This window comes from Halomonas sp. 3A7M (assembly GCF_014897875.1).
In the GTDB taxonomy this organism is placed as follows: Bacteria; Pseudomonadota; Gammaproteobacteria; order Pseudomonadales; family Halomonadaceae; genus Vreelandella.
On sequence record NZ_JABUZD010000114.1, the window covers coordinates 39,425 to 53,118 of the forward strand.

Genomic DNA, 13,694 nt, shown 5'->3' on the forward strand with positions numbered 1-13,694 from the left:
CGGGCCTTTTAGTGTGCCTGGACTGCAGGCGCCATCAAGACGCCCGCCCCGCGTCACCGCGGTAAATCAGAGATGTTCAACACTCTCAATTTCGTACTCAACATCGCCACCAGGTGTTTTTACCACCACCACATCGCCTTCTTCTTTGCCAATCATTGCTCGGGCGATAGGTGAGGTCACAGAAATGCGCCCCTCTTTAATATTGGCTTCGTCTTCACCAACAATGCGGTAGGTAACGCTGGCGTCGCTATCCAGATTCAGCAACGACACGGTAACCCCAAAGATCACCTTGCCGGTTTTGGGCAGCTTAGTAACGTCGATGACCTGCGCACCTGAAAGCTTGCTTTCAATTTCCTGGATACGGCCTTCAATAAATCCTTGCTGCTCGCGAGCGGCGTGGTACTCGGCGTTCTCCTTGAGATCGCCATGTTCACGCGCTTCAGCAATAGCAGCAATAACTTGAGGGCGGGCTTCGCCCTTCAAGTGATTAAGCTCTTCGCGAAGACTTTTTTCTCCCGCTACCGTCATCGGGACCTTGTTCATTGACTTGCTCCTGCATGCAGATCCTGAAGGCGCCGCACCGTAATCTCCCTACCGTACTCAAGCGCCATGCAAACAGCATTAGCGCCCGCCAAGGTGGTCGCATAGGGCACCTTGCGCGCGAGAGCAGTACGGCGAATAATTGAAGAGTCGTTAATAGCCTGACGACCTTCAGTCGTGTTCACGATGTAGGCGATTTCGTCGTTCTTCAACAGATCGACAATATGGGGACGGCCTTCGTAGACTTTATTGACGTGCTCCACTTCCAGTCCAGCAGCTTCAAGTGCTGCCGCTGTACCGCGCGTTGCACATAGTGTGAAGCCCAATGTTAGCAGAGAACGCGCCACTTCGATAATCCCTTGCTTGTCGGGCTCGCGTACCGAAAGGAACGCTTTACGGTCACCATCCAATGCTGGAATGGCTTCGCCAGCGCCCAACTGCGCTTTAAAGAACGCTTCTGCAAAGGTCTCGCCAGAGCCCATTACTTCACCCGTCGACTTCATCTCGGGCGACAGAATCGGGTCAACACCCTGGAACTTGTTGAACGGGAAGACCGCCTCTTTCACGCTATAGAAGTGCGGGATAATTTCGCGCTCAAAGCCCTGCTCGGCCAGTGTATTACCCGCCATGCAGCGCGCCGCAATTTGCGCCAACGAAGTGCCGATACACTTAGACACAAACGGTACGGTACGCGACGCACGAGGATTAACCTCGATGACATAAATTTCGCCACCCTGCCACGCCAGCTGCACGTTCATCAGACCTTTAACGCCCAACTCAACGGCCATTTTCTTGACCTGCTCGCGCATTTCATCCTGCACATCGGCAGGCAGCGAGTAAGGCGGCAACGCACAGGCGGAATCACCAGAGTGAACGCCAGCTTGCTCAACGTGCTGCATAATGCCGCCGATCACCACCTGCTGACCGTCCGACACAGCGTCGATATCAATTTCGATCGCGGCACTCAAGAAGTGGTCAAGCAAAACGGGAGAGTCGTTAGACACCTTCACCGCATTGGTCATGTAGTTTTCAAGCTCGGAGGCGTCATAAACGATCTCCATTGCCCGACCACCCAGCACGTAGCTAGGGCGCACCACCAGCGGGTAGCCAATGGCCTCTGCCTTGGAAAACGCCTCTTCAAAGCTACGGGCAGTGGCGTTGGGCGGCTGCTTCAAGCCTAGCTTGTCGATCATTACCTGGAAGCGCTCGCGGTCTTCAGCGCGGTCAATGGCGTCCGGCGTGGTACCGATAATCGGCACGCCTGCTGCCTCTAGTTCACGGGCAAGCTTCAGCGGCGTTTGGCCACCGAACTGCACAATCACGCCAACCGGCTTCTCTTTGTCGGCAATTTCCAACACATCTTCCAGCGTCACCGGCTCGAAGTAGAGACGATCAGAGGTGTCGTAGTCGGTAGAAACGGTTTCCGGGTTGCAGTTGACCATGATGGTTTCATAGCCATCATCGCGCATGGCAAAGGCGGCATGAACACAGCAGTAATCGAACTCGATACCTTGACCGATACGGTTCGGGCCACCACCCAATACCATAATTTTCTGACGATCAGAGACGTCCGCTTCGCACTCCTCTTCATAGGTGGAGTACATGTAAGCGGTGTCTGAGGCAAATTCCGCCGCACAGGTATCGACACGTTTATAAACCGGACGAATGCCCGCTGCTTGGCGCGTTTTGCGGAACTCTTTTTCAGACACGCCCAGCAGCTTGGCCAAACGCGCGTCACCAAAGCCTTTGCGCTTAAGCTGGTAAAGCTCGCGAGCAGAGAAATCGGCCAGAGCGCGCTTGGCGACGGCATTTTCAGTCAACACCAGGTCTTCCAACTGCACCAGGAACCAAGGGTCGATATTGGTGAGCGCAAATACCTCATCAACACTCATTCCAGAGCGCATGGCGTCAGCCACATAGAAAATACGCTCGGCACCGGCGGCCTGCAGCTCGCCCTGAATGATCGCCATATTGTCTGGCGTGAAATCGGTGATGATCGGATCAAGACCATCGTTACCGGTTTCCAGGCCGCGCAGCGCTTTCTGCAGCGACTCTTGGAACGTACGGCCAATCGCCATCACCTCGCCCACCGACTTCATCTGGGTGGTCAGGCGGTCGTTTGCCTGAGGGAATTTCTCGAAGGTAAAGCGCGGAATCTTAGTGACGACATAGTCGATTGATGGCTCAAACGACGCGGGCGTGCGGCCACCGGTAATATCGTTTTGCAGCTCATCCAAGGTGTAACCCACCGCCAGTTTCGCGGCGATTTTGGCAATCGGGAAACCAGTAGCCTTAGATGCCAGCGCCGACGAGCGCGATACCCGCGGGTTCATCTCGATAACCACCAGGCGGCCGGTTTTCGGGTCCATACCAAACTGTACGTTGGAGCCGCCGGTTTCCACACCAATCTCGCGCAGTACCGCGAGGCTGGCATCACGCATGATCTGATACTCTTTGTCGGTCAGCGTTTGCGCTGGCGCGACGGTAATCGAGTCACCGGTGTGAACACCCATCGGATCGAAGTTTTCAATCGCACAGACAATGATGCAGTTGTCATTCTTATCCCGCACCACTTCCATCTCGTACTCTTTCCACCCCAGCAGCGATTCGTCGATCAGCAGCTCGTGGTTATTGGAAAGCTCGAAACCGCGGGTACAGATCTCTTCGAACTCTTCTTTGTTATACGCCACGCCGCCGCCGGAGCCGCCCATGGTGTAAGAAGGACGAATAATGGTCGGAAAGCCTAATTCAGCCTGAATTTCCCAGGCCTCATCCATGGTGTGCGCCACCTTGGCTTTCGGGCACTCCAAACCAATGCGCTTCATGGCTTGATCGAACAGATCGCGATCTTCAGCCATGTTAATCGCATCGGCATTGGCACCAATCATCTCGACGCTGTACTTTTCCAGTACGCCATGCTTTTCCAGGTCAAGCGCGCAGTTGAGCGCTGTCTGACCACCCATCGTGGGTAGAATCGCGTCCGGGCGCTCGGCCTCAATAATTTTTTCAACCGCTTGCCAGGTAATCGGCTCGATGTAGGTGGCATCGGCCATGGCCGGGTCGGTCATGATGGTGGCCGGGTTGGAGTTAACCAAAATAACCCGGAACCCCTCTTCACGCAGCGCTTTACACGCCTGGGCGCCAGAGTAGTCAAATTCGCAGGCCTGGCCGATGACAATCGGGCCAGCGCCAATGATAAGAATGCTGTTGATATCGGTACGCTTAGGCATAACGGTTCCCGCAAAATAGGTGACGATGAGCGACAAAAAAACGGCGTTACATGGCGGCGATCAAGGGCAGCGTTAGCGACGCGCCTGCATCATGGTAATAAAGCGATCAAACAGCGGCGCCACATCACGCGGGCCAGGGCTAGCTTCCGGGTGACCTTGGAAGCTAAACGCCGGGCGGTCAGTGCGCTCGATCCCTTGCAGCGTGCCATCGAACAGCGAACGGTGCGTGGCACGCACGTTGGCTGGAAGGGTCGCTTCATCGGCAGCAAAGCCGTGGTTTTGGCTGGTAATCATTACCGTGCCGGTGTCTAAATCCTGCACCGGATGGTTAGCACCGTGGTGGCCGTGGCCCATCTTGATGGTTTTGGCACCCGAGGCCAGCGCCAGCAACTGGTGACCAAGGCAAATGCCAAATACCGGCGTATTGGTTTCCAATACATCCTGAATTGCCTTGATGGCGTAATCACAGGGCTCGGGGTCACCGGGGCCGTTAGCCAAAAAGATCCCATCCGGATTCATCGCCAACACGTCAGCCGCAGGCGTTTGTGCCGGTACGACCGTCAACCGGCAGCCGCGCTCGGCCAGCATACGTAGGATGTTAAATTTCACCCCGAAGTCATACGCCACCACGTGGTAAGGACGCTCACCTTGGGAAGCATCAGCATAGCCCTCGCCCAGCGTCCACTCGCCTTGGGTCCATTCGTAAGCCTCTTTGCACGAGACTTCCTTGGCCAGATCCATGCCCTTCAACCCGGGAAATGCCTTCGCTGCCGCCAGCGCCCGCTCTACCGCATCATCGCCCTCTGCTTCTGCACCCGCCAGAATCGCACCGTTTTGCGCGCCTTTATCACGCAGAATGCGCGTTAAACGGCGAGTATCGATATCCGCAATGCCCAGCACATTTTGGCTTTTTAGATAGTCAGAGAGGCTTTGCTCTGAACGGAAACTGCTGGCCAGCAGGGGTAAATCACGAATCACCAGGCCCGCTGTGGCAATCGATGCAGATTCCACATCTTCCGAATTAATGCCGGTATTGCCGATATGAGGATAGGTCAGCGTGACGATTTGGCGGGTGTAAGAAGGGTCAGTGAGGATTTCCTGGTAGCCGGTCATGGCTGTATTGAACACCACCTCACCGCTTGTGACGCCATCCGCGCCAATGGCAATGCCATGAAACACACTGCCATCTTCCAGGGCCAATATCGCGGGTTTGCTCAATGCGGGGTTATTCAAGACAAGTTCTCCCATGCTGGTGGGAGCCTGTGGGCGCAGGCTCGGCGATCCGGTTTGTCGGCGTTTGCGTGCAAACGTCGGGTCGTAAAAAAGCGGGACGAAGCCGATAGTAAAAAAATCGGTTTCATCCCGCTTGTTGTTCTCTTCCGTGGCGAATGGCCATGGCGCAGCATTTAGCTGACTGTTTTCTCTAACCTGAGGCCAGTGCAACAAGCGCGGTGCTTACCCTACAGCGATTCGTTCGCTGCAGATATTTTGCTGCTTTTTGCAGCCACTGGGCCAAAATTTTTGGAATGTTACAGGATTTATCGACCTTAGGCTAGCCCTAAAACTACCAGCAACTTTATATGCTCCATTTTACCCCTGCAATCAATATGCCACGACCTTCAGGTCATTGATAAATGAGGAGGATGGAAGTCGCCCCAAAATTTTTTGTGTACGTAATTAATATATTTGGTTGCCTTCTTGATGTTTTTTTGTCTACGCTTGTCCGAGTTGACCAAATGGTCAAACACGTTTTTTTCGATAGCTCACCCAACAAATACAAAGAGAATATCGTCATGCCACAAAGCCCTACGCCGTATTCCGGCTCTCCTCCCGTGCAAGCAACGAGCACCCTGGATAATTACTTCAATGTCAGCCGCCGCGGCTCCTCGGTGAAGACCGAAGTGCTTGCAGGCATCGCGACGTTTCTAGCCGGGATGTATATCATCGTGGTCAACCCAGCCATCTTATCTGATGCGGGTATTCCCTTTTCTGCAGCACTCTCCGCCACCGTGGTCATCAGCTTTTTTAGTAGCTTGGCCATGGGCTTGTATGCCCGCAATCCAATTTTAGTTGCTCCTGGAATGGGCATGAATGCGCTTTTCACCTACACCCTGGTGCTTGGCGCAGGGTTATCGTGGGAAGTTGCTCTAGGCTGCGTATTCTGGTCAGGAGTACTGTTCGCTATTTTGGCGCTGTTTAACGTTCGCGAAGCCATCATCGAGGCCATTCCAGCCTCATTGCGCTATGCCATCACCTGTGGGATAGGCCTATTCATCACCTTTATTGGGCTCAAGAATGCCGGGTTCATCGTAGCCAACCCAGCGACCCTGATTAGCCTGGGCGATTTAAACGCAAGCCTAATAACCTTCTTTATTGGCCTAATGGCTACCGCGATACTGGTCATTCGCGGCTTCAATGGCGCTCTGATCTTAGGCATCGCCCTAACCACTCTGTTGGCAATCCCTATGGGGCGGCTGTGGAGTGACGACGTATTGGTGGCTTGGCAAGGCCTAGCCGCATGGCCGGATTTCTCGGCGGTAATGAAGGTCGATATTCTAGGCGCCCTCAAGGTGGCTTACCTGCCGTTCATTTTCGTGATGCTGTTTACTAACTTCTTCGACTCACTGTCTTGCTTTATGGCGCTATCCGAGTCAGCGGATCTCAAGGATGCCAACGGCAATCCACGCAACCTTAAGCGTTCCATGACGGTGGATGCTTTCGCATCGATGATCGCGGCCCCTCTCGGCACCAGCGCGGCACAAACCTTTATCGAATCCGGTGCTGGCGTTGCCCAGGGCGGCCGCACAGGACTCACGGCCGTCGTTATTGGCGTATTGTTCCTGCCTTTCTTGTTTCTCTCACCGTTGCTGTCCCTAGTTCCCAGCATCGCGACAGCCCCAGCTCTTGTCTTGGTGGGGCTGTTCATGATGGCACCGATTGGAAAGATTGACTGGAGCCGTCTCGAGGAAGCCTTCCCCGCATTTCTAGCCATCATTTTAATGCCGCTGACGTACTCCATCACCCTGGGTATCGCCTTTGGTTTTATCAGCTTTGTACTCATCCGGCTGGCCACCGGCAAGCTGGATGAGATTAAGCCTGCGATGTGGGTCTCCGCCCTGTTAGCGGTGGTGATGCTACTGACAGCACAATAGACGACTCTTCTCATGCTGAGTCATCAAGAAATACCCCGTTTCTCACGCACCACCTGACCGATCGGACAGCAATTAAGCAACCAATAACAACATAACGGGTAGAACTATGATTACATTTCACCTCAATGGGCAACCGCATCGCGTTACAGCGGATGTTCACCTTAGCGTTCTGGAACTGCTAAGAGAACAACTACACCTGACCGGCACCAAGGAAGGTTGCGCGTCTGGTGATTGCGGCGCTTGCACGGTAGCCATCGGGGCACCCGATGCCAATGGCGAGCTACGCTACCACAGCGCCAACGCCTGCATCATGCCCGCTCATCAGCTCCAAGGCCGCCACTTAGTCACCGTCGAAGGTCTCGCTGACGACCAGCAATACCTGCATCCCGCCCAGGCAGCCATGGTCGAATGCCATGGTAGCCAATGCGGCTTCTGCACGCCGGGCATTGTGATGTCATTGTTCACACTGCACGAAGAACAGCACACTAACCCGCTCGCCACTCCCTTTAGCCCTGAGCGCCTTGAAGCCGCACTTGGCGGCAACCTGTGTCGCTGCACTGGCTATCGCCCCATTCGTGATGCGGCATTAGCAATGAACAGTATCGATGGTCATCGCCCTGAATGGTTAGATGCAACACTGAATGATGCGCAAGATAATCAGCACGTGGCCAACCTGGACGAAACCAGCAGCCGTTTCCATCAGCCTCGCCAGCTGAATGACCTAGTGCGCCTACGCGCAGCCCATCCAGAAGCACGCTTGGTTGCGGGTGCCACTGACCTTTGGCTTGAAGTCACCCAACAACTGAAGGACTTACCACGGCTTATCGACACCACCCGCGTAAGTGAGCTTCAGCAAATTGAACAAGGTCAGGATGCGAGCGGGCGTCCCGGCTGGTGGATCGGAGCAGCCGTCACCTATGCACGCCTGGAGCCCCTACTCGAGAGTGAATATCCAACCTTTGCCCATCTTCTACACCGCCTAGGCTCGGCACAAGTACGCAACCGCGGCACCTTGGGCGGCAACGTTGCTAATGCATCCCCCATCGGCGATACCCCGCCGGTGCTGCTGGCTCTTGATGCACAGCTTCGTCTTGCAGGCCCTAACGGCTCCCGCGAGATTGCCGCCAGCAACTTCTTCATCGACTACAAAAAAACCGACTTGGCTGACAATGAGGTGTTAAGCGCGGTTTTCATCCCGGCCCCACAAGCAGGCCATCAGTTGAAAGTATGGAAACTCTCGAAGCGGCGCGAAGATGATATTTCTGCCGTGCTGAGTGCCTTTGCCTGGCATCTGGAGGATGGGTGTCTACGCGATGTACGCCTGGCCTTCGGTGGCATGGCCGGCATACCTGCCCGAGCCCGTGGGGCCGAAGCGGCTCTCGAAGGAAATCCCCCCTCACCAAGCGTCTTTGAGGCTGCACGCCAAGCACTCGCGAATGACTTTTCACCGATGAGCGATGTTCGTGGCAGTGCCGACTACCGCACGCGCTCAGCGAGCGCGCTACTTGAACGCCTGCGTCTGGTCATCGAATCGTCTACCCACGCCCAACCACACACTCAGGAGGTGATGCTCCATGCGTACGCTCACTGATCTGCCAGCACCACAGCCTGAGCAGAAAGCATTTCAGCCAGCACAACATACCGGCCGTTTTTTTTCTGGCACCTCGGCCAATCACGAGAGTGCCATCAAGCATGTCACCGGGCGCGCGGCTTATATTGATGACCTAGCCCTTCCGGCCAATGCCCTCCACCTAGCCGCAGGCCTGTCATCTGTCGCCCACGGGCGCATTACCCGCATGGATCTGGAAGCGGTAAGGTCTGCTCCTGGTGTGGTCGATGTTATTAGCGTGGCAGACGTGCCAGGCCATACCGATATTGGCCCCGTTTTCCCAGGGGATCCCATCATGGCCGACGGCGAAGTGCTCTACGCGGGCCAGGTGCTATTTGCCGTGGCGGCCGACAGCCACCGTGCGGCTCGTCAAGCAGTCGAAAAGGCAATTATCGAGATCGAGGAGCGCCCTGCAAGCCTCGACCCCGTTGCTGCCGCCAACGCGGGCGATCTGGTACGCCCTACTCATCAACAGATCAGTGGAGACTGGGAAAAAGCCTTTGCCGACGCTGCCATTGTCGTTGCTGGCAAACAGTTTGTCGGTGGCCAGGAACACTTCTACTTGGAAGGGCAAGCCTGCGTCGCTCATCCCAGCGAAGACGAAGGCGTTATGATTCATACCTCCAACCAGCATCCTAGCGAGACGCAGAAACTGGTTGCCGAGGTGCTCGGCATTCCCTTCCATGCCGTTACCGTCGAGACTCGCCGCATGGGGGGCGGATTCGGCGGCAAGGAAACACAGGCTTCTCCCTGGGCTTGCCTAGCCGCCCTAATCGCTAGACGAACCGGGCGCAGCTGCCGCTTCCGCTTACCGCGGGTCGATGACATGCGCGTCACCGGAAAGCGCCACCCTTTTCATAACGACTACCGTCTTGGCGTCGATGCTCAGGGCGTGATTCTGGGTGGCGATATCAATGTAATCGGCGACTGTGGCTATTCACCCGACCTTTCCGACGCCATTGTTGATCGCGCCATGTTCCACTCGGATAACGCCTATTCGCTGGGTGACGTCCGCGTTACAGGATATCGAGCGCGCACCCATACGGCCTCTAACACAGCTTTCCGCGGCTTCGGCGGCCCCCAAGGTATGATGGTTATTGAGGCGGCAATGGAGGATATCGCTCGCCGTCTGGGCGAAGATCCGCTGACGATACGCAAGCGCAACTTTTACCGCGACGGCCGCAACACGACGCATTACGGCCAGACGGTAGATCAGACCGTTCTACTGCATGAGCTGGTTGAGCAACTCGAAACCTCTAGCGACTACTGGCAGCGGCGCCGAGCGATCCGAGAGTTCAACGCCAAGAGCCCCGTCATTCGTAAAGGCTTAGCGTTGACCCCGGTAAAATTCGGCATTTCCTTCACCGCCCAGCACCTCAACCAAGCGGGCGCGCTTCTTCACGTCTATACCGACGGCAGCGTCATGATCAACCATGGCGGCACCGAGATGGGTCAGGGGCTGCACACCAAGATTTGCCAAGTAGTTGCGCGTGAGCTGGGATTGGATCTTGATAGCGTGCGCATCACCGCCACGCGTACCGACAAGGTGCCCAACACCTCTCCCACCGCCGCCTCCAGCGGTGCCGATCTCAATGGCCAGGCGGCGCGCGATGCGGCACTCAAACTAAAAACACGACTTTATGACTTTGCCGCCGAGCACTACCATCTCGATCGAGAAACCATCCACATCAAAGAGGGTTATTTAATAGCCGGCTTTGGCGAAAGTGAACGCCGCATCGCTTGGGGAGAGCTGGTTCAAGCCGCTTATCTATCGCGCATCTCACTTTCGGAAAAAGGCTTTTACGCTACCCCATTGATCCATTATGACCGCGCCACCGGCAATGGACGCCCTTTTTACTACTATGCCTTTGGTGCGGCGGTGGCCGAAGTTTCAATCGATACCTTGAGCGGCGAGTACCTAGTAGATCGTGTCGATATTCTCCACGACGTGGGTGACTCACTGAATCCGGCTATCGATATCGGCCAGGTCGAAGGTGGTTTTATTCAGGGGATGGGCTGGTTAACCAGTGAAGAGCTGAAATGGAATAATAAAGGCCAACTGATTTCCAATGGCCCCGCGACCTACAAGATTCCCACTTACGGCGACCTACCCGCCACTTTCAATACCTCCTTAATGGAAGGCCACCCCAACTCCATGGCCAGCATCTATCGTTCCAAGGCCGTGGGTGAACCCCCTTTCATGCTTGGTATGTCGGTATGGGCGGCTCTGCGTGACGGCTTGGCCAGCCTAAACGGATACACTCAGGCGATACCTCTGGACACCCCAGCCACACCGGAGCGAGTCATGGCGGCAGCCGAAGCCGCACGCGCCAAACTTGCCCCTGACGCTGACAAACGGCACAGCAATGGCCATTAAGCCTTCCCTCTCTAACTATCTTCAGGAGCAACATTATGAATGAAGAGCAAGGACCATGCCTGAAACAAGAGCAGGGGCAAGCCTGGTTAATACGTGCACGGGTCTTGAGTTTCGATGCCGACCCCGGCGATGGTGACACGCCCCGAGAGGGTAGCGTTGTCTACCACCAAGACGGTGCTCTATGGTGGGCCGACGGTCGCATTCAGGGCGTCGGCGACTATCGCACTCTGGCCCCTCAGTTACCCGCCGATATCAGCGTCATCGACCAGCGTGACAAGCTGGTCATGCCAGGCTTTATTGACAGTCATGTCCACTATGTTCAGCTCGATATCATGGCCTCTTATGGCCGCCAACTGCTGGACTGGTTGAATGACTACACCTTTCCTGAAGAGTGCCGTTTCGCCCAGCGCGCGCATGCCGACAACATGGCCGACGCTTTTCTCAAAGAGCTGATGCGAGTCGGGACCACCACCGCCCAAGTGTTCTGCTCAAGCCATCCCAATTCGGTAGATGCCTTCTTCAGTGCTGCCCAACGCCGCGGCCTATGTATGCTTGCGGGCAAGGTACTCATGGATCGCCACGCCCCTGAAGCACTGACTGATAAGACCCTCGGCGGCATTCGTGATACCGAGCGCTTAATCAGCGACTGGCATGGCACCGATCGCCTTGGCTATAGCGTTACGCCGCGCTTTGCTCCCACTTCCACGCGCACCCAGCTTGATGCCGCTGGCGGCCTGCTGCGCAACGATGAAAGCCTCTGGCTACAGACTCACTTATCGGAAAACCTCGGCGAGCTGGACTGGGTAGCCGAGCTGTTTCCAGAAAGCCGTGACTATCTTGAGGTTTACGAGCAGTCTGGTTTGGTTGGACCACGCAGCACCTTTGCCCATGGCATTCACCTGGACAATGGTATGCGCAAGCGGCTTGCTGATCGCAGTGCCAATATCGCTTTTTGCCCCAGCTCTAACCTCTTCCTTGGTAGCGGCTTGTTCGACCGCCACGCCGCTCATGAAAATGGGTTAAATCTCACCCTGGCCAGCGATATTGGCGCTGGCACCGATCTTTCCGGGTTGGCGACTCTCAAGGCGGGCTATCAAGTAGGGCAACTGCTCGGCCAGCCACTGACGGCCTGGTCAGGTTTCCATGCCCTGACCAGAGGCAATGCCGTATCCCTATCGCTAGATGACCGTATCGGCCGTTTCGCACCAGGCATGGATGCCGACTTCGTCGTTATCGACCTGTCCGCCTCACCGCTAATGGCACGCCGTATGGCACGATGCGAAAGTTTGGCAGAGGAGTTATTCACTCTAATGATGCTAGGCGACGACCGCGCTATCTTCGAAACCTGGGCCGGAGGACGCCTACAGCACCGGCGTCAAAATTAAGCAGAAAAGCAATCAGGAGGGGGCCAGAAGCAACAAAGCCCCCTCACCCTGCCAGCAGGTTCGGAGGCCATCCAAACAGTCATGTTCAGCAGCCAACAGAGTGCATACCGAAACGCGCCCTGTTGTACTAAAACATTACTCTAAACCTAATACATCCTGCATATCGTAACGACCATGTGCTTTATCAGCGACCCAGCGAGCAGCGCGAACCGCGCCTTTAGCAAAGGTCATACGGCTGGAGGCTTTATGAGTAATTTCGATACGCTCGCCTTCAGTGGCAAACATCACCGTGTGCTCGCCAACAATGTCGCCAGCGCGCACGGTGGCAAAACCGATCTCTTTGTCGGTGCGCGGACCGCACTGACCTACCCGCTCATAAACACCGTGCTCTTTTAACGTGCGGCCGATGCTCTCCGCGACCACTTCTCCCATCTTAATCGCCGTGCCAGAAGGCGCATCCACTTTATGACGATGGTGCGCTTCAATAACTTCAATATCGTAGCCTTCGTCACCGAGAGCTTTTGCAGCGGTCTCAAGCAACTTGAGGGTCAGGTTAACGCCGACACTCATATTCGGCGCAAACACCATAGCAACCTTATCGCGGTAGCTATCCAGTTCGGCCAGCTCGTCATCGCTCATGCCGGTGGTGCCAATCACAATGCGTTTGTCGTGCTCAGCACAGAATGCCAAATTTGCCAAGGTGACTTGCGGCGCAGTGAAATCGATCAGAACATCGAAGTCGTCCACAATCGCAGCGAGAGAATCAACGGCCACCACACCGCGCTTACCAACACCTGCCAGCTCACCAATGTCCGCCCCCGCCAAGGAACTACCTGGCTCAACGATACCGCCTGCAAGTGAGGCATCTGCCTGCTGCTCTACCGCATTTACTAACGTGCGGCCCATACGGCCAGCGACGCCTACAATGGCAATTCGGGTCATGAGAACTCCTGCGCGTGCGCCGTTCGGCACCCAGCTTGGTATAAGAAAAACAAGGATAAAAAAGTGGCCGAAATTATAACAGACCCCTGTTAATGATGCGGTGCTTGCTTAAGGCAGCGCGCACGCTGCCTCGAACGGGTTAGTTCTCCCAAACAATTTCCAGCGGCTCGTCTTTTGCCATGCGCATGAGATGGCTTTCCACCACCCCCTCCAACTGATCCAGATGCTCCTCTTCCAAGGTTTCGAGGGACACAATCAAGCGATCTGCCTCGACATGCATCAGGCAGGTGCCATTGGCAAATGTGATTTTGGCTTCCTGCTCATTCTGCTCAATCTCAAGCTTATGTGCCCAGTGCTTGCATAAGCGGTTTATCAAGCGCTCACCAGAAGGCGTTACGATTTCGGCACGGGATAAAGGCATGGTGTTTTCTCCAAAGATAGCGAGTGAACTCCTACTAG

General features: G+C 55.6%; 9 protein-coding genes. 4 read left to right on the top strand and 5 right to left on the bottom strand.

What is annotated here, in order from left to right:
• Positions 1 to 66: 66 nt before the first annotated feature.
• The 3 genes from greA to carA form a co-directional block, all read right to left on the bottom strand.
• Positions 67 to 543 (bottom strand): transcription elongation factor GreA, encoded by a 477-nt coding sequence (greA, locus tag INT19_RS10140; protein WP_009723748.1) that lies wholly within the window; start codon positions 541 to 543, stop codon positions 67 to 69.
• A complete protein-coding gene (gene carB / locus INT19_RS10145) occupies positions 540 to 3,770 on the bottom strand; it encodes a carbamoyl-phosphate synthase large subunit (protein ID WP_193060640.1) in 3,231 nt (1,076 codons plus the stop codon). Before carB ends, greA begins: the two co-directional genes overlap by 4 nt.
• 72 nt (positions 3,771 to 3,842) lie before the next feature.
• A complete protein-coding gene (gene carA, locus INT19_RS10150) occupies positions 3,843 to 4,988 on the bottom strand; it encodes a glutamine-hydrolyzing carbamoyl-phosphate synthase small subunit (protein WP_193060672.1) in 1,146 nt (381 codons plus the stop codon).
• 575 nt (positions 4,989 to 5,563) lie between these two features.
• Between carA and INT19_RS10155 the strand changes: the two genes are divergently transcribed.
• The 4 genes from INT19_RS10155 to guaD all read left to right on the top strand — a co-directional run bounded on the left by INT19_RS10155 (position 5,564) and on the right by guaD (position 12,293).
• A complete protein-coding gene (locus INT19_RS10155; RefSeq protein ID WP_083000706.1) occupies positions 5,564 to 6,922 on the top strand; it encodes an NCS2 family permease in 1,359 nt (452 codons plus the stop codon).
• A gap of 106 nt (positions 6,923 to 7,028) precedes the next feature.
• Positions 7,029 to 8,513 carry a xanthine dehydrogenase small subunit gene (gene xdhA, locus INT19_RS10160; RefSeq protein ID WP_193060641.1) on the top strand — a complete coding sequence of 495 codons (1,485 nt, stop codon included), beginning with the start codon at positions 7,029 to 7,031 and terminating at the stop codon, positions 8,511 to 8,513.
• Positions 8,497 to 10,908, top strand: coding sequence for a xanthine dehydrogenase molybdopterin binding subunit (gene xdhB, locus INT19_RS10165; RefSeq protein WP_193060642.1), 2,412 nt, complete (start codon positions 8,497 to 8,499; stop codon positions 10,906 to 10,908). The genes xdhA and xdhB overlap by 17 nt, the downstream gene beginning before the upstream one ends.
• 35 nt (positions 10,909 to 10,943) lie before the next feature.
• Positions 10,944 to 12,293 carry a guanine deaminase gene (gene guaD / locus INT19_RS10170; protein WP_193060643.1) on the top strand — a complete coding sequence of 450 codons (1,350 nt, stop codon included), beginning with the start codon at positions 10,944 to 10,946 and terminating at the stop codon, positions 12,291 to 12,293.
• Positions 12,294 to 12,428: 135 nt separating this feature from the next.
• Here the strand turns inward: guaD and dapB are convergent, their stop codons facing one another.
• Together dapB and INT19_RS10180 are read right to left on the bottom strand one after the other, a co-directional pair.
• Complete coding sequence (gene dapB, locus INT19_RS10175; protein ID WP_089039924.1) at positions 12,429 to 13,235, bottom strand: 4-hydroxy-tetrahydrodipicolinate reductase; 807 nt, start codon at positions 13,233 to 13,235, stop codon at positions 12,429 to 12,431.
• A gap of 139 nt (positions 13,236 to 13,374) precedes the next feature.
• Positions 13,375 to 13,656, bottom strand: a complete 282-nt coding sequence (locus INT19_RS10180) for a DUF2218 domain-containing protein (RefSeq protein ID WP_193060644.1) — start codon at positions 13,654 to 13,656, stop codon at positions 13,375 to 13,377.
• Between the last annotated feature and the right edge of the window lie 38 nt (positions 13,657 to 13,694).